Below are 17,575 nucleotides of genomic sequence, written 5' to 3' on the forward strand. Positions count from 1 at the left end.
CAGCGGCGACTACTCGGGCGTGGCCTCCGCCGCGAAGTCGGGCATCAGCGCGCACATGGCCTGGCGCTGGGTGGGCCCCATGAACCGGGCCAACGCCTCCTTGACCGTCTCGGCGAGGACCCCGGAGGCCTCCGTGAGCAGGTCCCGCGCCCTATCGGTGAGGGCGACCTCGACGCCGCGCCTGTCGCCGCAGACCGACTTGCGGGTGACCAGGCCGGCGTGCTGGAGGCAGGCGATCTGGTAGGTGAGGCGGGTCTTGGGGCGGCCCAGGAGTTCGGCGATCCGGGTCATGCGCAGCGCCTCGCCGGGGTCCGCGGCGAGCAGGCACAGGACCAGGAACTCGTCGTGCGAGACGTCCAGCCGCTCCTTGACGACGGTGCGCAGCTCCTGCTCGACGGCCCCCGTCGCGGCCAGCATCAGCATCCAGGCGTGCAGCTCGGGGGGCAGGAGTCCGTCGCCGGAGGCGGAGGGGCAGTCGGAGTGGTCGGCCATGGATTCGAGTGTATCTGTTGTTCAAATTTGGAATATCGGCTAGCGTGGCGTCGTCCAAATTTGGATTACAGACCCGATGCCCATCCGATGCTCAGGAGTGAAAGATCATGACCGTCGCCGTCGAAACCGGAACCTGGCAGCTCGACACCGCCGCCTCCACCGTCGCCGTCCGGCACAAGACGTTCTGGGGCCTGGTCACCGTGAAGGGCGCCTTCGCCGCCGTCACCGGCAACGGCGAGGTGCGGCCCGACGGCTCCGCCGTCGGCACGATCACCGTGGACGCCACCTCTCTGGACACCGGTAACGCCAAGCGCGACGAGCACCTGCGCTCCGCCGACTTCTTCGACGCCGCCAACCACCCCGAGATCACCTTCGCGGTCCGCGGCGCCGAGCTGCGCGCCGGCGACGAGGTGCACGTCGCCGGTCAGCTCACCGTCCGGGGCATCAGCCGCCCCCAGTCCGTCACCGCCCGCCTCGTCGGCGCGGACGACCGGGCGCTCACCCTGGACGCCGAGTTCACCGTGGACCGCGAGCAGTTCGCCATGGGCTGGAACCAGCTCGGCATGATGCGCGGCCTCACCACGGTCACCGCCACCCTCCGCTTCACCCGGACCGCAGCCTGACGCCGGCCCGCGTTCTCCCGCGGATCAGTACACGTCCCGCACGTACCGCTTCGCCGCCGCGAGCTGCTTCACATACGCCGACGCCTCGGCCTCGTCCAGCCCGCCGTGCGTGACCGCGATGTCCCTCAGCGCCCGGTCCACGTCCTTGGCCATGCGTGAGGCGTCCCCGCAGACGTAGAAGTGGGCGCCGTCCTGCAGCCAGCGCCACAGCTCCGGGCCGTGCTCGCGCATCCGGTCCTGGACGTACACCTTGTTGCGCTGGTCGCGGGAGAACGCGGTGTCGAGCCGGTCGAGCACGCCCTCGTCGAGCAGCGCGGTCAGCTCCTCCTCGTAGTAGAAGTCGCTGGCCCGGTGCTGCTCGCCGAAGAACAGCCAGTTGGGCGCCCCGTGCCCGAGCGCACGCCGCTCCTGGAGGAAGCCGACGAAGGGCGCGACCCCCGTGCCCGGGCCGACCATCACCATCGGCGTCGAGGCGTCGGCGGGCGGCCGGAAACCGGGGGAGCGCTGCACGAAGACCGGCACCTCGGCGTCCGGCCCGGCGTCGGCCAGGAAGGGCGAGCAGACCCCGCCGCGCGGCCGGCCGTGCAGGTTCTCGTACCGCACGACGGAGACCGTCAGCGAGACGCGGTGCGGGTCGACCAGCGGGCTGGACGATATGGAGTACAGCCGCGGCTGGAGCTTCTTCAGCACCCCGGTCCACTCCTCGGCCCCCGCCCGCACCGGATGCTCGGCGAGGACGTCCACGGCCTGCCGCCCCCAACTCCACTGCGCAAGGCCGTCCTTGTTGTCGGGCCGCAGCAGCTTGCGCAACTCCCGGTCGTCCCGCACGCGTTCGGCGACGAAGCGCAGCAGGTCCGGGGTGATCCGCGTGATGTCGAGGTGCCGGTGCAGCGCCTCGGAGAAGGACGTCTCGCCGACGTCGTCGATCGTCACGGCCGCCGACCCGTCGACCCCGGTGACCGCCAGCCACTCCGCCACCAGCGCGGGCGAGTTGACCGGCCGGACGCCGAGCGCGTCGCCCGCCTCGTACGTCAGCGAGGTCCCGCTGGTGTCGAAGGTGAACCGCCGCACCTCCTTGTCCGCACCGGGCCGGCTCAGCAGCCGGTTGCCGACGAGGCGGGCGGTGGCCGCGGCGGGCCTGGCGCGGCCCTTCGGCTTCTCGACGGCCGGCGCCTTTGCACCGCCCAGCGCGGCGAGGACCTGGTCGAGCCACGCCCCGGCGGACGGCTCGTAGTCCGGTTCGCAGTCCGTGCGGGGTGCCAGCCGCACCGCGCCCAGTTCGTCCAGCCGCGCGTCGAGCCGGCGCCCGTGCCCGCAGAAGTCGTCGTAGGACGAGTCGCCGAAGGCGAGCACGGCGTAGCGCACCCCGTCCAGCCGGGGCGCCCCGTCGTCGGCCAGGGAGTCCCACAGGCCCGAGCCGTTGTCCGGCGCGTCGCCGTCGCCGAACGTGCTGGTGATGAAGAGCAGGTCGGCCGTGCGGGCGAGGGTGGCGACATCGGCCTCGTCCATGCCGACCAGCGTGGCCCGGTGCCCGGCCGCGCCCAGCCGCTCGGCGGCGGCGGAGGCGAAGTCCTCGGCGTTGCCGGTCTGCGAGGCCCACAGCACGACGACCTCACGGCCCGGCGGCTGAGCCGGCTGCGCCGACCGCGAGTACATGCCGGCGAGGACGCCGTTGACCCACAGCGCGTGCTCGGGGCTGAAGGGCGCGTCCGGCGGCAGGACGGGGATGCCGGGCGCGCCGGTCTCGATACCGGCGAGGAAGCCGGTGAGGTAGAGGCGTTCCTGAGCGGTCAGGACGGGCGGCGGGGCGGGGTCGAGCCCGAAGGGGTTGCCGCCCGGGGGGACGGAGGCCGGGGTGACGGAGGCCGGGACGATCACCTCGGGAGCCGGCGCCGGCTCGTGCACCTTCGCCAGCGACACGGCGCACACCTTGAACTCCGGCTGGAAGGAGATCGGGTCCACCGCGTCGCTGGTGACCGCGTTGACGCTCAGATACTCGCCGAACAGGTCGTTCCAGTGGAACGGCGCGAAACAGCCCCCCGGCCGCACCCGCTCGGTCACGACGGCCGGCAGCACCGCCCGCCCCCGCCGCGAGGCGACCTCCACCCGGTCCCCGTCGGCGATCCCCAGCTCACGCGCGTCCCGCGGATGCACCTCCACGAACGGCCCCGGGTTCAGCTTGTTGAGCTTGGCCACCTTCCCGGTCTTGGTCAGCGTGTGCCACTGGTGCTGCACCCGCCCGGTGTTCAGCACGAAGGGATAGTCGTCGTCCGGCATCTCGGCGGCCGGCAGGTGCGGCCGGGCGTGAAAGACGGCCCGCCCGCTCGCGGTCGGGAACCGCAGGTCGCCGTCCGCGGCGACGTACCGGATCGGATTGCGCTCGGGCCCGTCCATCTCGGCGGCCGGCCACTGCACGGGCGTGTCCCGCAGCCGCTCGTACGTCACCCCGCGCAGATCCCAGCCGGTCACCGGGTTCCAGGCGCGCCGTATCTCCTCGAAGACGTCCTCGGCGCTGTCGTACGAGAACCCCTTCTCGTACCCCATCGCACGGGCGACGGCCGCGATGATCCGCCAGTCCGCCATCGCCTCGCCCGGCGGATCGGCCACCGGCGCGGTGAGGGTCAGATTGCGCTCACTGTTGACGAAGACGCCCTCGCCCTCGGTCCACATCGCGCCGGGCAGTACGACATCGGCGTAGGCGTTGGTCTCGGTCTCGCCGAAGACGTCCTGGGTGACGACGAACTCGGCGGCCTCCAGGCCCTCGATGACGGTGCGGCGGTTGGCGACCGAGGCGACGGGGTTGGTGCAGATGATCCAGCAGGCCTTGATCTGGCCGTCGGCCATCTTCCGGAACATCTCGACGGTGCCCTTGCCCACCCCGTCGGCGCGCACCGTCCCCGGCGGCAGCTCCCACAGCTCCTCGACGAAGGCCCGCTCGGCGTCGACGAGGACGGACCGCTGTCCCGGCAGCCCCGGGCCCATGTAGCCCATCTCCCGGCCGCCCATCGCGTTGGGCTGCCCGGTGAGGGAGAGGGGGCCGGAGCCGGGACGGCATATCGCCCCCGTGGCCAGATGCAGGTTGACCAGGGCGTTCGTGTTCCAGGTGCCGTGCGTGGACTGGTTCAGCCCCATTGTCCAGCAGCTCGTCCACTCGCCCGCCTCGCCGATCAGCCGGGCGGCGGTGCGCAGGTCGTCCTCGGCGAGCCCGGTGATCTCGGCGACGGTGTCCGGCGGATAGTCGGCGAGGAACGCGGGCATCGCCTCCCAGCCCTCGGTGTGGGCGGCGATGAAGTCGGGGTCGGTGTGGCCGTTGTCGACGAGCAGACGCAGCAGTCCGTTGAGGAGGGCGAGGTCGGTGCCCGGCTTGATCTGCAGGAACAGATCGGCTTTCGCGGCCGTGGCGGTCCGCCGCGGGTCGACCACGATCAGTTTCGCCCCTGCCTTGACCCGCTCCATCATCCGCAGGAAGAGGATGGGATGGCAGTCGGCCATGTTCGAGCCGATGACCAGGAAGACATCGGCCTTGTCGAGGTCGTCGTACGACCCGGGCGGCCCGTCGGCGCCGAGCGACAGCTTGTAACCCATGCCCGCGCTGGCCATGCACAGCCGCGAGTTCGACTCGATCTGGTTCGTCCGCACGAACCCCTTGGCCAGCTTGTTCGCCAGATACTGCGCCTCCAGGCTCATCTGCCCGGAGACATAGAAGGCGACCGCGTCCGGCCCGTGCTCGTCGACGGTCGCGCGCAGCCTGCGGGCGGTCTCGGCGATCGCGTCGGCGGTGGGGGCGGGCACCGGCTCCTCGCCCCGCTCCTCCCTGACCAGCGCGGTGGTCAGCCGCCCCGGCGCGGCGAGCATCTCGGCGGTCGTCGCGCCCTTCGTGCACAGCCGGCCCGCGTTCGCCGGATGCGCCTTGTCGCCGGAGGCCTTCAGCACCGTGCGCCGCCCGTCCGGCCCCATCCCGACGTCCAGCAGGATCCCGCAGCCGACTCCGCAGTACGTGCAGACCGACCGGACCTGGGTCGTGGAGGTGGTCGAGGTCACGCGCTGCCCTTCTCCGGTGGTCGGGGTGGTGTCTGGAGCGTACGAATTGCCCGTTACGTCGATGTCACATCCCTTGATCATGAGGAGTTACGTTGGCCACACAGCCGCGCGAAGGGCGATGTGAGGGGGGTGCTGGGCGGTCGCGCACCGTGTCGCTGTTGGGCCGAACGGGTGACTTGGCGTAAGAATTGGCCGGTGCAGGCATTGAAGGCGAGTCAAGGTGGGGGGAGCCGGTGAACAGCCACGACGTCACCGATGAACAGTGGGAAGGGCTCGCCCAGGTCGTGCCGCTGCGCGGTCGCGACGCCTGGCCGTCGTCGGTGGATCACCGCGCGATGCCGGAAGCGGAGACCGAGCCCCGCCGTCGCTTCGTCGTACTGCGGGTCAATGTGTTCGGGGACGCCCGCGAGGTCGCCGAGACGCTGATGTCCGGGATTCCCGTGCTGCTGGACCTGACCGGAGCGGAGAACGAGGTCGCCAAGCGGGTCCTGGACTTCAGCACCGGCGTCGTCTTCGGACTGGGCAGCGGGATGCACCGGGTGGACCGCAACGTGTTCCTCCTGACGCCGCCCGGGACCGAGGTGAGCGGGCTGATGGAGGGGGCCGGGGTGCCCGGCACGTGACGGGCTCGCCCGATCGTAGGAAGGGCTTCGGGGTGGAACGGTTCGCCCGCCGGTAGGGGGCCTACGGTCCGGACATGGGCGTGTCGTGTGTGTCTGCTGCCGTGTCCCTTCCGCCTCAGGAGCGCCGAACCTGTCGGCCCCGGCTCACCGAACTGCGGCTGTCCGCGTTCGCCGGGCACCGGCGGGCCGCGCTCGCGCTGGGGGCGTTCACGCTGTTCGCCGGGCCCAGCGGGTGCGGCAAGACGAGCGCGTTACGGGCGTACGAGGCGCTGGCGCGGCTCGGCGCAGGCGCCACGGTCAGGGAGGTCTTCCCGGACCCGGCGGCCTGCGTTCCGGAGCGGGCGCGGCCCGACGCCCAGCGGCGGCGCGGTTTCCGTATCGGCTGCACTGCCGACGGCCCCGAGGGTCCCGTCCGCCTCGATGTCGCCGTGCAGGCCGAGCCCGGACTGCGGATCGTCGGGGAGCGGCTGAGCGCCGGGGGCCTCGTGCTCCTGGAGACGGCCCTGCGCGACCCGAGCCGGCCCTTTGTGCAGGCCGCCTGGCACACGGCCGGGCAGGCGCCGGTGACCCGGGCGCCGCTGCCCGACGACCGGCTCGGTACCGCGCTGCTGCCGCTGCGGGTGGCCGGCAAGACGGACGGGCAGCGGCGGGTGCTGGCCGCCGCCGAGCAGATGGTGGTGGCGCTGCGGTCGGTCTTCGCGTGCGATCCGCGGCCCGAGCGGATGCGCGATGCGGTGCCGGTCGGGTCCGGGCGGCTGCTCGCGGGGTGCGACAACCTGGCCGAGGTGCTGTGGCGGACCCGGGCCGAGTGCGGACAGCGGCATGCGCAGCTCGTGGCCGCGGCGCGGGCGGGGTGCGCGGGAACGGTGGCCGATGTCGTCGGCGAGGTGCTGGGGAACGGGACGGTACGGGGCGTGCTCGACCGGGGGGACGGGGTGCGCACGGAACTCGGCCGGCTCGGCGACGGCGAGCTGCGGTATCTCGCGCTGTCGCTGGTGCTGCTGACCGGGCCCGGGGTGCTGGAGGTCGACCCGGTGCGCGAGGTGCCCGAGGCCATGCAGACGCTGACCGTGCTGGCGGACGGGCTGGACCGGGGGCTGGACCCGGTGCAGCGGGGGGAGTTGGCCGCGCTGGCGGCGCGGATGTGCGAGCGGGGGCACATCCGGGTGGTCGGGGCCGTGAGCGATGCGTCGGGTGTGGCGGGGGTGCCCGGGCTGACGGTGGTACACCTGGAGCCGTGACCGAACCTCTTGATGTCGCCAAGCTGCAGCGCAGGCTGGCCGAGTTCGCCGCCGCGCGCAACTGGCAGCCGTATCACACGCCGAAGAACCTCGTCGCGGCGCTGAGCGTCGAGGCGTCCGAACTCGTCGAGATCTTCCAGTGGTTGACGCCGGAGGAGTCGACGCGGGTCATGGCCGACGCGAACACCGCGGCGCGGGTGACGGACGAGGTCGCGGACGTGCTGGCGTACCTGTTGCAGTTGTGCGAGGTGCTGGGGATCGACGCGCTGGCCGCGCTGGACGCGAAGATCGACCGGAACGAGCGGAGGTTCCCGGCGCCGTAGGAAGGCGTAGGAAGGCGCGGGGGGCGCACGGGAACCGGCGGGGGACGGGCGGGGACGGCGCCGGGGAGGCGCCAGGGAAGCACGCCATCCGCTTTCACTCTACGTGTTCATTAAGCTGCCCGCAACCGAAAAGTTGTCCATAGATTTCCGTCTTCCTCTGGCTTTTCGTCTCAGAGCCCTTCACTCTGGGTAGTGGACAAGGGAGTTCAGGCGGACGCGTGGGCAGCGCGTCGGGACAGACGGGGACTGCGGATGGACGCGGTGCGGCTCATCGTGACTAGCAGGCGTGCGCTGGCGGGCAGCGGGGGCGCGCCGGAAACCATGACCGAGGTGTGGCAGGCGCAGGCCCTGGCTCAGGCGATCGGCAGCAGACTGGCGGTCTTCGGACCACCCGAACTGCGCGGCGAGGCACTGGGGTTGACGGAGCTGGCGGGACGCGGCTGCGGCGTACTGGACACACCGGACCTCGCGAACGGGGAGTTACGCGCGGCCCAGCTCACCGAGCTGGGCGATGCGCGGCAGGCACTGATGCATCTGGGGAGCCTGCTGGGGGAGGCCGGGATAGCGCTCGTCGGCATCGCCAGCGCCGCGGACGACGAGGCGACGTACTGGCAGTGCATGGAGGCCATCGACGCAGCGGAGGAGTCCCGGGACCGGGTGCGGGAGTTGCTGCGCAGACTGGCGGTGCGGGAGGAGGTGCTGGCGGAGCGGGAGGCGGGGTAATTCAGTTCGTCGTGGGGGTCTGGGGGCCGCAGGCCCCCAGCCGTGACGCCGGCAACGTGTCAGCCGGCCTCCCCCTCCTGCTGAGCGCGAGCGCCCCGCGTCGTCCCCCCGGTCGACTGCAGGTCCGCGTCCAGAGCCGACAGGTCCGCATTCAGCGCCGCCATCAGCTCCTCCATCTGCTGGAGCAGCCCCTTCGGCCGGCCGGTGCCGCCGCTCTGCTGTGGCATGGATTCCTCGGACATGACGGCCTCCTCGGGCCTCCGGCCCCCCCAGTGGCAGCGGGCCGACACGGTGACGCTCCGGCGCTCGGCAGGCCGGGGCGGGAGCCGGGCGGTCCGGCTCCGACCGAGCCAACGATCACCGTCGGGGGCGGTCACTGGCCCGGGGTGACGGCGGCCGTGACGTTGACGGAATTCACCCGACCGGGGCCATCGGGGCCAGGGGGACCGGTGCGGTCGACCGGCGTCACGGCAGGCAGGATGGAGACATGGATCTTCGCATCTTCACCGAGCCCCAGCAGGGGGCCACCTACGAGACCTTGCTCCGCGTGGCGAAGGCCACCGAGGACCTTGGATTCGATGCATTCTTCCGATCCGACCACTATCTGAAGATGGGTTCCGGGGACGGCCTTCCCGGCCCCACCGACGCCTGGATCACGCTCGCCGGCCTCGCCAGGGAGACCAAGCGGATCCGCCTCGGCACCCTGATGACCGCCGGCACGTTCCGGCTGCCCGGCGTCCTCGCCATCCAGGTCGCCCAGGTCGACCAGATGTCCGGCGGCCGGGTCGAACTCGGCCTGGGCGCGGGCTGGTTCGAGGAGGAGCACAAGGCGTACGGCATCCCGTTCCCGAAGGAGAAGTTCGCCCGCCTGGAGGAGCAGCTCGCCATCGTCACCGGTCTGTGGGCGACCGAGGTGGGCCAGACCTTCGACTTCCACGGGACCCACTACGACCTCACCGCTTCGCCCGCCCTGCCCAAGCCCGCCCAGGCCCGGATCCCGGTGCTCATCGGCGGCCACGGCGCCACCCGTACGCCGCGGCTGGCCGGCAAGTACGCCGACGAGTTCAACATGCCGTTCGCCTCGGTCGAGGACAGCCAGCGGCAGTTCGGCAGGGTGCGGGCCGCCGCCGAGGAGACCGGCCGCAAGGGGGACGACCTCGTCTACTCCAACGCCCTGGTCGTGTGCGTGGGCAAGGACGACCAGGAGGTCGCCCGCCGCGCCGCCGCGATCGGACGCGAGGTCGACGAGCTGAAGGTCAACGGGCTCGCCGGCTCTCCCGCCGAGGTCGTCGAGAAGATCGGCCGGTACCGGGAGATCGGCTCGCAGCGGATCTACCTCCAGGTCCTGGACCTGGACGACCTGGACCACCTGGACCTGATCTCCTCCCAGGTCCAGTCGCAGTTGTCGTAGGCGCGTCGCACCGACAGCGGTCCGGCCGGCGGATCGGAGCACGGCACACGATCCGCCGGCCGGCCCGTCAGGGCTTGCGGGCGACCGCCGCGTACAGCGGGGTCTCCTCCCCCTCGTGCGGTTCACCGAGTTCCGGGTGCCAGAGCGCGGCGAGCGTCAGGCCGGGATCCAGCAGGTCGAGGCCCGCGAAGAAGCCGGCGAACTCCTCGCGCGAGCGCACCTGCGCGGGAGTGCCGCCCTTGCGGTACACCTCGACGACGCGCTCCCAGGTCTCCGGGTCGAAGTCCCCCGTCGCGTGCGACAGCGTCAAGTAGCTGCCGGGCGCCAGGGGTTCGAGCAGCTCGCGCACGATCCGGCCGGGCTCGTCCTCGTCCGTCACCAGATGCAGGAGCGCCACCAGGGACAGCGCGACCGGCTGGGTGAAGTCGAGGGTCTGCCGTGCCGCCGCGAGGATCTCGCCCGGTTCCCGCACATCGCCGTGGACGTAGGCCGTCCTTCCCTCCCGGGTGCTGTGCAGCAGGGCCTCGGCGTGGCGCAGGACGATCGGATCGTTGTCGGCGTACACGACCCGGGCGTCGGGCGTGATCCCCTGCACGATCTGATGGAGGTTCGGCTCGGTCGGGATGCCGGTGCCGATGTCGAGGAACTGACTCACGCCCCGCTCGGCCAGCAGCCGGGAGGCGCGGTGCATGAACCGGCGGTTGGTCCGCGCCATCTCCCGCACGGCCGGGAACAGGGAGATCACCTGCTCGGCCGCTTCGGCGTCGACCGGGTAGTTGTCCTTCCCGCCGAGGAAGTAGTCGTACATGCGGGCCGAGTGGGGCCTGCTGGTGTCGAGGGGTTTCGCGCGTAATCCGGCGTCTGTCACGTGAGGCCTCCGCTGGTGGACGGGCGTGGGCGCTCAGTCGTACCACGTTCGAACGCCCGGACGATCCGGAGGCTAGCGAAAATTCCCGAGTGCTGCCGATGCCCGCCCTGTGCCGTGTGCGTTTCCGCAGTTCTCCGCTGGGCTCTGACCTGGACTGTTGCTCTCGGGCACGGATGATCTCCTCGTCCGCCCCGGCGCGGCCGGCTCACGCGCGGTGTCGTCGCTCAGCCAGTGCTCGCCCGGCACGTGACCGTCCCACCGGGAGCGGGCCCGGGCAACTACGTCTGCCAGCCACCCGACTCGCGCTTCGGCCTCGTCACGGGCCCGTTCACAGGCGCTGCGCTCCGCCACGGCGTGCCGGGCCTGCTCGAATCGGACGCGAGCGCTGTCCTGTACGACGCGCTGCTCATCCTCCCGCACGGCGAGGTCCTGGTCGACACGGTGCCGGTCCCGGCCGCTCGCCCCCAGGTGAACAGACTGACTACGACGGCCCGGGCGGCGCTCGAAATGGGCCGCACGGTGCGCTTCCGTCGCCGTGAGGGGCATCTGAGCGGCGAGCAAGGCTTGTTCGGCGGTGTGGGGCGGGACGCGGCACTCCGACATCCGGCCGGCAGCCCGGCCGGCGGCCTCCTCGGCCGCCCGCAGCTCGGCCTCCGCGGTGGGCTGACCGCGCACTGCCGCGGCGGCGGACTCACGCTCGGCGCGCAGCCGCTCGAGGGTGGCGAGCGCGGCCCGGAAGCGCTGTCCGGCCTCGCGCCACACGCCGCTGCGGGGTGTCCTGCCGTACTCGCGCAGCAGGTGGGCCAGCCCGCGTTCGCTGTCGACCCAGCCGTTGCGGTTACGGCGGCGCCCGCGCGGCGGGGGCGGCGGAGGAGTCATCCCACCATGGCTCCCCGAGCGCCTGGCGGGCGGGGATCTCGGTGGAGATGGTCTCCACAGCACCGTTGTTCGCCGAGGCCGGTGCACGGCGCCTGCTCGGCGAAGGCCTGCGACGGCAGCCGCAGCGTGGCCGGCCGCACGGCACGCTCCACGATCACCGCGGCGAAGCAGTCGCGCAGCATGGTGGTCTTGCCGGTGCCGCACGCACCCGGACCTGGGCCGGGCGGAACAGACGGTCGCCAGGGCGGTGGCGCGAGCGGCGAACGGCAGCGTCGAGTGGGACATCGACCGCAGCGACATCCTCAGGGAGAGCTCGCCGGTGGCGTACCGGGGGGAGGCCGGGAGCGCGCCCTGGTGTTCGGTGCAGGAGACGCTGAGGCGCGATGGTGCCGGACCTTGGGTGTCGTGAGTTCCCGGTACTACGTGCACGCCGTGAGTGTGGGAGGTGGCTATCGCTCGTCCGGCGGCAGTTCCGCGAGGAGGTCGACTCCGGTCAGTTCCGCGAGCCGGGCGGCGATCCGCGTGAGGGGAATGCGCAGCCGGTCGAGGTCCGCGCGCATCTCGGCGGAGCGCTCCCAGGCGTGCTCATGCGCTGTAGGACTGGTGCCGTCGGGGCGCTTGGCCTCGTGCTGCTGGAGGGCGGGGTGCCAGGTCGAGAGGAACGGGCGGAGGTGCTCGTTCGCCAGACTGGCGGCGACGCGGGGCAGAACGAGTGGTGCGGTGGTCTCGGCGGCGACCCGGTGGAGGACCTCCCGGGTAGTGCTGAAGAGGGCGTGCAGGGAGACGAGGGCTTCCCGTAGCGAGCCTTGGTCCGGTGCGAGCGGCTGGACGCCGACACGGGTGACCAGTTCGACCTGGAGATCGAAGGCCGCGGCGCGCTCGACGGGCCCTGGACCGCGGTGCTTGGCCGACGGATCCGTGAGGGCCTGAGGAACGGGAAGCGGGGGACGGGCGGTTGGGGCGGGGACGGCAGCCAGGGCGTGCAGGAGCAGCCGTCGGAGATCCTCCTGCCGGGCGGTGTCGATGTCATGCCGTCGCACGGCGCGGGCCGACAACGGGTGGAGGGTCCAGGTACGCGACAGGACGGGGTCGGGACGCAGGGCGCCGGAACCGAGAAGGGATTCAACGGCTTCTGCCACCAAGGGACCAGCCTCCCAGGGATCGTACGGGGAGACTGCCGCCAGCACGTTCTCCAGGGTGGACTGGTGCAGCGGTGCCGGGCAGGCAAGAGCGAGCAGACGCAGGACGTCGTCGACCGGACCGTGCCCGGTCAGCGGGCGGGTGAGGAGAGACGCCGCGAGCCGCCCGTTGGTGCGGTCGCGGGGCTGCGAACCGGTGAGCACATCGCCACCGGGGGCGTGCAGCCTTTCGCGTGCATGAACAAACCCGGTCGATGCCGCAAGATCGGCGAGCACATCGAGCGCGTGCGGATGGCCGCCCACATCGTGGACCAGGGCGAGGGCGGCCCGTTGCTCGGACCCGTCGGCAGGAGTGCGCCGCGAGGTGATCAGAGTGAGCCCGTCGTCGTCCGGAAGCGGGGCTACATCGATCGGCTCGGCGAAAGCGGTGTAGCGCAGCGAGCGCGTGGTGATGAGAGTGGCGGCGAGCAGGTGGGGCCCACGCAGCTGGTGGAACTGACTGTCCTTGAGCCCGTCCGGGACCCCGTCGACGACCCACAGGCACGGGGTGTTCTGCTCGCCGAGGTGGACGGCGAGCCGGCTGAGCAGCCGGGAGAGGGATGCGTCCGGCACATCGATGCCGCGGGCCGCCAGGACGGTTGCCACCTGGTCGGCATAGGTGTCCATGGCGCGGGTCACGGCACCGAGGCCCTCGGGCTCTTCGGTGTGCAGATCGAACCAGAAGACGCCGCCGGGGAAGGCGGAGCGGAAGCGCAGTGCGTATTCCTGGGCGAGGAGGGACTTGCCGATGCCGGGCATGCCCCGCAACTGCGCGGTGCGTCCGCTGCCGGCCTGGTACACGAGCGGTGCCTGGTGCCGGTGCAGGGCGGTGTGGATCTGCCACTGTTCGGGGAGCCGGCCGGTGAAGCGGGCCGAACCTGTGCGAGCGGGGGCGGGCAGCCATGGCACGACGGGGGAGGCGGTGTGGACTCCCATGGGCTCGGAGAGTCCGGCGACATGGGCGTGGACGCGTGTGGCGAGCCGGTTCGCCTCCTCGGCGTCGGCGCGCCAGGGCCAGTACCGGGCGTCCCGGAGCTCGACCGGGTGGATGTGGTCGGCGGACGGCTCGGGGTTGACCACGAGGATCCGCCGGCGGGGGTCGCCCTCTCGCTGGCCGGCCAAGTAGGCGTAGGTGAGTTCCCACTGACAGGCACGGCGCCGCGGGTAGTCCGACGAGTACAGGGCCAGCAGCACCTTGGCGCGTGCCAGCGCCGTGGTGATGGTGGCGGTGATCGAGGTGAAGTCCTCCACAGCGGTGTCGTCGACGAACACCCTCAGTCCCTGCGCACGCAGGGCGGCGACCACTGCTTCGGCCTGACCGGTCGCGGAGCGGCTGTAGCTGACGAACACATCCCATTCGGAGGGGGGCCGCTCGGGCGAGGCGCTCATGAGCACGGTCTCCCTCGCCTGTCCTCAGCACGCCCCCGGGCCGTGCACACCCGTGACGGCATCAGCCCCGAATACAGCGGGGGGGGGGCGTTGAACGCGGACGACATCAAGGCGCACGACGGCCCTTTCTGGAGCGTCGCGCCGGTCGGTCCAGTAGTGATCACTACCCCATCATCGGTCATCCGTGTCGTCGGCAGCGGGGGCGGGGTCGGCCGGGCATGTCCCGTCCGGTGCGGACGGGCGTGGTCCGGGCACGGGGCGGGAAGGGCCGGACGGCGGCTGATCCGTGCGGCGCGCCGACGGGCGCAGGTGGCGCTCGGGATCGCGGAGCCCCGCGATCTCGCCGAGGGCCACGAAGTAGGGGCGCAGATTCTGCTGCAGAGCCCGCAGCTCCTGCCGGAAGAGGGCGTTGTCCGGCCATGCGGACTCATCCGACTCGGGATGCGCCTGCTCGAAGGCCTGGAGCCGGGGGTGCCACTTGGACAGAAAGGGCGCCAGCTCGAAGTTGAGGATGTCCAGGACCAGTTCATGCACCGAGTCGCCGTTGGACGGAGGGGGCGGTGCTTCCCCCGACTCCAGGGGCTCCCGGTACAGGTCGAACAGCGTCTTGAGCGACGTGAGCGCCTCGCGCAGGTTGCCGCTGCCGTCCTCCAGCGGTCGGGTGGCGACGCGGGTCGAGGCCTGGAAGAACATCCGTTGGGCGGCCTGGCGCATATCGGTGTTCGCTTTGAACGTCATTTCGCTGCCGGGCAGGACGAGGCGGACTTCGGTCAGTTGCACGGAGCGGCGGTACAGGTCGGCACCGAGAGCGGCGGCGACGCCCAGGAGGCCCCCGACGACCACGGACAGACTCTGCCCGCCTGTCCGGCTGAGCGAGTAGGCGACAATGCCGGCAACGGAGCCGAGCACCCCCGCCAACACGGCCCGGGCCCCTGCCCGTAGCACCGTTCGCACCCGCACCGACGCGATCCCGCCGTCCGTCATGATCCCTCCCGTTCCCCGCCCCGCCCAGTCCGGTTCCCGCCCGCTCGGCAGGCGTTGGTCGTACGACGCACACGGCATGCGCCTGTCCACGATAGTGATCAACGTCGTTGCCGCGCACAGTCCCCCGGGGGATGGTGCGGGGTCGGGCGTCAAGAACGGCCCAGGCGGCCTCCCTCCTCGTCGGCCCCGGACGCCTCCCGCGCCGGAGACGGCCCAGCCCCAACGTGACCAACGCCGCGATTTCCTACGGGTGGCGTGAGGTCGTAGGCGTCGGATTCTCCTCCGAGGCCAGCCCGTTGTTCAGCCCGGTCCAGTGCGGCGCGGTGGCGATGGCCCGCAGCCGTTCGAGGGCGGCGGTGAGCCCGGGGTCCGGTGCGGATGCGTCGGACCAGGGCGGGAGGAGCGGGCCGTCCAGGATCCCGAGTGCCTGCCTGCCGCCGATCACCAGACGCGCATCGACGAAGTCCCACATGCGCCGCCGCATCGCGGTCAGGAACCTGGCTCGTTCGTGCTCGTCGATGATGGGCGCCGGCGCCTCGCTTCGGCCCCGTTCGGGATCCGTGTCCTGGCCGTTCCTTCCCGTCCGGATCAAGACAGACGATCTCACCGTACGCGCCCAGCGCATGGCGCTGCCGCTGTAGTTCGGACAGCGGGAGCTTTGCGGTGCGACGGCCAGGCCAGGAGGTTGTGGAACCGGAGGGCGGGCGCGCTGCAGGTCCGCAGCCGCTCGACGAGGAAACGGGTATACCCGTCCTCGCGCAGGTCCCCGCCGTGGACGAGGTCCCCTCCGGACAGGACGACCGGCGAACGGCGACTGTGCCGCGTCCGCGACCGACGAGTCCCACCGCCCGTCCAGCGGCACGACCGGCTCTCGCAGGGCCACACCGCGCCGATCTGCTACGGAACGTTCCAGTTCGATGCCGTCCGCCCAGCCCTCTTGGGGCGAATCCCCTCCCGTCCGCGACGATCGGCGTCGATCCGGAGCTGGACGCGCAGCTGTGCACGGTGTTCCGGGGCGGGTGATCGCGCTCGGGAAGGACCCGCGGTGCCGCAGGCCCCGCTACTCCCGGGGAGGTACGGGCGGCGTCGCCCCGTGGCGGACGACAGCGTGGGCGGGGCTTCGGACGATGGTGGCTCATCGTCCGGAAGGAGCCCATGATGCGCCGCATCCTGCGCAGTTGTCCGACCGTCCTCGCCGCCGTGGCGTTCCCGTTACTCGCCCTGACCAGCCCGGCGTCCGCCGCCCGGACGCCCCAACCGCAGCGTCTGTCCGGGGCGGACCCCTTCACCGACTGCGCGCCCGGAGCGGTGGACGGCAAGATGGCCGACGGCGCCATCGAGCCGCAGCTCGCGGCCGACCCGCACGACACGCGCCGCCTGGCCGCCCTGTGGCCGCAGGACCGCCAGCGGGGCGTGGTCCTCGCCGTCAGCGGCGACGGCGGACGCACCTGGAACCGGACCGTCGTACCGCACCTGACGAGGTGTTCGGGCGGCAGTTACGACTACGTGGACGGCCCGGCCGTGACCTTCACCGGTGACGGTGGCCTCGTGGTGACCGGCGGCCTCTTCATGGCCGACGGGTCGGCCAGTGCGGCCGTCTCGACCCGCTCCGACGACGGCGGCCGCACCTGGACCCGCCCCGCGGTGATCGTCCAGGAGACCGACCCGGCACAGGGCGGTGTCGGGGGCGGCCCGGCGGTCGCGGACCCGCGCGATCCCGACGTGCTGTACGTGGTGACGCCGAGGTTCCCGGCCCAGGCACGGACCCGCAACGACGGCTGGATCAGCCGCAGCACGGACGGCGGACGCAGTTGGCAGCCACCGACCCTGGTCGTCGATGCCGGGGACGGGCACCTCGTCTCTGGGCATCGGCTGACCGTGCTCGACGACGGCTCGCTGGTGGACGTCCACTCCCGGGTGCGGTTCGGCGAGGGCCCGGTCACCAGCCGGCTCACCCTGCAGGCCGTACGGTCCACCGACGGCGGCCGCACCTGGTCGAAGCCCGTGAAGGTGGCCGATCAGCGGACCAAGTGGCTGTTTGAGGATCCCGAGTCGGGCGAGCAGGTCTCGCACACCACCAGCCTGCTCGCGGACACCGCGGTCGACCGGCGCACCGGCCGGATCTACGCGGCCTGGCAGGACGCGCGGTTCAGCGGCGGTGGCGCCGACGCGGTGGCCCTGGCCGCCTCCGACGACGGGGGCCGCACCTGGTCACAGCCGGTGCGGGTGAACCGGACGCCGACGGACATCCCCGTGCCGAACCAGCAGTCCTTCACGGTCACGCTGGCCGTCGGCCACGACGGCACGCTCGCAGTGTCGCACTTCGACTTCCGCCGCAACGACACGGGCGCCCCCCTGCTGACCGACCGCTGGCTGGTCCGCTGCCGCCCGCATGCCCGCGACTGTGCCTCGGACCGGGCGACCTGGCGGGAGACCCGACTGACCCCGGCGTCCTTCGACATGCGGCAGGCGCCGCGCATCCCCGACGAGGCCAGTCCCCGCGGCTACTTCCTGGGCGAACAGATGGGTCTGGTCGCGCGCACCGGCGGGTTCACCGCCGCCTGGGCCGCACCGGACACACCGGGCAGCGCGGCCATCCATGCCGTCACGGTTCACTGATCCTGGGGACTGACTGGTGGACCGGTCACGGGTCCGCACATGGCAGCCCCAACAGACCCTCTGCCGGAGGGACGAGTGGCGCCGGCCGGGCGTGTCAGACATCCACCGTAAAAGGAACGGCGGTTCTGCTTGTAGAGTACCCAAGCAGAACAGCCGTTCTTTTTGTGTTGAGGGGGACCGC

Annotated in this window: 16 protein-coding genes; 7 read left to right on the forward strand and 9 right to left on the reverse strand. The window is 72.0% G+C overall.

What is annotated here, in order from left to right:
- Positions 1 to 9: 9 nt before the first annotated feature.
- Positions 10 to 492: a MarR family winged helix-turn-helix transcriptional regulator gene (locus ACP4J3_RS37600; protein ID WP_426540812.1), complete on the reverse strand. Its 483-nt coding sequence runs from the start codon at positions 490 to 492 to the stop codon at positions 10 to 12.
- Positions 493 to 599: 107 nt separating this feature from the next.
- Between ACP4J3_RS37600 and ACP4J3_RS37605 the strand changes: the two genes are divergently transcribed.
- The gene (locus ACP4J3_RS37605; RefSeq protein WP_426540813.1) at positions 600 to 1,115 is read left to right on the forward strand and encodes a YceI family protein; all 516 of its coding nucleotides are present in this window, start codon (positions 600 to 602) and stop codon (positions 1,113 to 1,115) included.
- A gap of 24 nt (positions 1,116 to 1,139) precedes the next feature.
- Here the strand turns inward: ACP4J3_RS37605 and ACP4J3_RS37610 are convergent, their stop codons facing one another.
- Entirely contained in the window at positions 1,140 to 5,156 is a 4,017-nt protein-coding gene (locus tag ACP4J3_RS37610) for a molybdopterin-dependent oxidoreductase (RefSeq protein WP_426540814.1), read from the reverse strand.
- A 233-nt stretch (positions 5,157 to 5,389) separates the two neighbouring features.
- Between ACP4J3_RS37610 and ACP4J3_RS37615 the strand changes: the two genes are divergently transcribed.
- The 4 genes from ACP4J3_RS37615 to ACP4J3_RS37630 all read left to right on the forward strand — a co-directional run bounded on the left by ACP4J3_RS37615 (position 5,390) and on the right by ACP4J3_RS37630 (position 8,066).
- Positions 5,390 to 5,779: a cell division protein SepF gene (locus ACP4J3_RS37615; protein ID WP_426540815.1), complete on the forward strand. Its 390-nt coding sequence runs from the start codon at positions 5,390 to 5,392 to the stop codon at positions 5,777 to 5,779.
- A gap of 74 nt (positions 5,780 to 5,853) precedes the next feature.
- The gene (locus ACP4J3_RS37620; protein ID WP_426540816.1) at positions 5,854 to 7,020 is read left to right on the forward strand and encodes an ATP-binding protein; all 1,167 of its coding nucleotides are present in this window, start codon (positions 5,854 to 5,856) and stop codon (positions 7,018 to 7,020) included.
- Entirely contained in the window at positions 7,017 to 7,343 is a 327-nt protein-coding gene (locus tag ACP4J3_RS37625) for a nucleotide pyrophosphohydrolase (RefSeq protein WP_426540817.1), read from the forward strand. The genes ACP4J3_RS37620 and ACP4J3_RS37625 overlap by 4 nt, the downstream gene beginning before the upstream one ends.
- 252 nt (positions 7,344 to 7,595) lie before the next feature.
- Positions 7,596 to 8,066: a DUF6099 family protein gene (locus ACP4J3_RS37630; protein WP_426540818.1), complete on the forward strand. Its 471-nt coding sequence runs from the start codon at positions 7,596 to 7,598 to the stop codon at positions 8,064 to 8,066.
- A gap of 59 nt (positions 8,067 to 8,125) precedes the next feature.
- On the opposite strand, the gene ACP4J3_RS37635 is transcribed toward ACP4J3_RS37630, so the two are convergent.
- Complete coding sequence (locus tag ACP4J3_RS37635; protein ID WP_426540819.1) at positions 8,126 to 8,308, reverse strand: hypothetical protein; 183 nt, start codon at positions 8,306 to 8,308, stop codon at positions 8,126 to 8,128.
- A gap of 245 nt (positions 8,309 to 8,553) precedes the next feature.
- On the opposite strand from ACP4J3_RS37635, the gene ACP4J3_RS37640 reads away from it, so the two are divergent.
- Positions 8,554 to 9,477, forward strand: coding sequence for an LLM class F420-dependent oxidoreductase (locus ACP4J3_RS37640; RefSeq protein ID WP_426540820.1), 924 nt, complete (start codon positions 8,554 to 8,556; stop codon positions 9,475 to 9,477).
- Between the two features lie 67 nt (positions 9,478 to 9,544).
- On the opposite strand, the gene ACP4J3_RS37645 is transcribed toward ACP4J3_RS37640, so the two are convergent.
- The 6 genes from ACP4J3_RS37645 to ACP4J3_RS37670 all read right to left on the reverse strand — a co-directional run bounded on the left by ACP4J3_RS37645 (position 9,545) and on the right by ACP4J3_RS37670 (position 15,660).
- A complete protein-coding gene (locus tag ACP4J3_RS37645; protein ID WP_426540821.1) occupies positions 9,545 to 10,345 on the reverse strand; it encodes an SAM-dependent methyltransferase in 801 nt (266 codons plus the stop codon).
- A gap of 72 nt (positions 10,346 to 10,417) precedes the next feature.
- Positions 10,418 to 11,224, reverse strand: a complete 807-nt coding sequence (locus tag ACP4J3_RS37650) for a hypothetical protein (RefSeq protein ID WP_426540822.1) — start codon at positions 11,222 to 11,224, stop codon at positions 10,418 to 10,420.
- Between the two features lie 449 nt (positions 11,225 to 11,673).
- Entirely contained in the window at positions 11,674 to 13,791 is a 2,118-nt protein-coding gene (locus ACP4J3_RS37655; protein WP_426540823.1) for a TIR domain-containing protein, read from the reverse strand.
- Positions 13,792 to 13,962: 171 nt separating this feature from the next.
- Complete coding sequence (locus ACP4J3_RS37660; protein WP_426540824.1) at positions 13,963 to 14,775, reverse strand: hypothetical protein; 813 nt, start codon at positions 14,773 to 14,775, stop codon at positions 13,963 to 13,965.
- A 244-nt stretch (positions 14,776 to 15,019) separates the two neighbouring features.
- Positions 15,020 to 15,367: a hypothetical protein gene (locus tag ACP4J3_RS37665; protein WP_426540825.1), complete on the reverse strand. Its 348-nt coding sequence runs from the start codon at positions 15,365 to 15,367 to the stop codon at positions 15,020 to 15,022.
- An 11-nt stretch (positions 15,368 to 15,378) separates the two neighbouring features.
- Positions 15,379 to 15,660 (reverse strand): hypothetical protein, encoded by a 282-nt coding sequence (locus ACP4J3_RS37670; RefSeq protein ID WP_426540826.1) that lies wholly within the window; start codon positions 15,658 to 15,660, stop codon positions 15,379 to 15,381.
- Between the two features lie 270 nt (positions 15,661 to 15,930).
- Between ACP4J3_RS37670 and ACP4J3_RS37675 the strand changes: the two genes are divergently transcribed.
- Positions 15,931 to 17,394, forward strand: coding sequence for a sialidase family protein (locus ACP4J3_RS37675; RefSeq protein WP_426540827.1), 1,464 nt, complete (start codon positions 15,931 to 15,933; stop codon positions 17,392 to 17,394).
- Positions 17,395 to 17,575: the final 181 nt, after the last annotated feature.

Origin of the sequence: Streptomyces sp. UG1 (genome assembly GCF_049974585.1) — a bacterium.
GTDB lineage: Bacteria > Actinomycetota > Actinomycetes > Streptomycetales > Streptomycetaceae > Streptomyces.

Bases quoted from the DNA above. Each gene is read 5' to 3' on its own strand.
- ACP4J3_RS37650 (WP_426540822.1), bottom strand. From the start codon at position 11,224: ATGACTCCTCCGCCGCCCCCGCCGCGCGGGCGCCGCCGTAACCGCAAC.
- ACP4J3_RS37630 (WP_426540818.1), top strand. From the start codon at position 7,596: ATGGACGCGGTGCGGCTCATCGTGACTAGCAGGCGTGCGCTGGCGGGC.
- ACP4J3_RS37640 (WP_426540820.1), top strand. From the start codon at position 8,554: ATGGATCTTCGCATCTTCACCGAGCCCCAGCAGGGGGCCACCTACGAG.
- ACP4J3_RS37635 (WP_426540819.1), bottom strand. From the start codon at position 8,308: ATGTCCGAGGAATCCATGCCACAGCAGAGCGGCGGCACCGGCCGGCCG.
- ACP4J3_RS37600 (WP_426540812.1), bottom strand. From the start codon at position 492: ATGGCCGACCACTCCGACTGCCCCTCCGCCTCCGGCGACGGACTCCTG.
- ACP4J3_RS37605 (WP_426540813.1), top strand. From the start codon at position 600: ATGACCGTCGCCGTCGAAACCGGAACCTGGCAGCTCGACACCGCCGCC.
- ACP4J3_RS37655 (WP_426540823.1), bottom strand. From the start codon at position 13,791: ATGAGCGCCTCGCCCGAGCGGCCCCCCTCCGAATGGGATGTGTTCGTC.
- ACP4J3_RS37660 (WP_426540824.1), bottom strand. From the start codon at position 14,775: ATGACGGACGGCGGGATCGCGTCGGTGCGGGTGCGAACGGTGCTACGG.
- ACP4J3_RS37675 (WP_426540827.1), top strand. From the start codon at position 15,931: ATGATGCGCCGCATCCTGCGCAGTTGTCCGACCGTCCTCGCCGCCGTG.
- ACP4J3_RS37620 (WP_426540816.1), top strand. From the start codon at position 5,854: ATGGGCGTGTCGTGTGTGTCTGCTGCCGTGTCCCTTCCGCCTCAGGAG.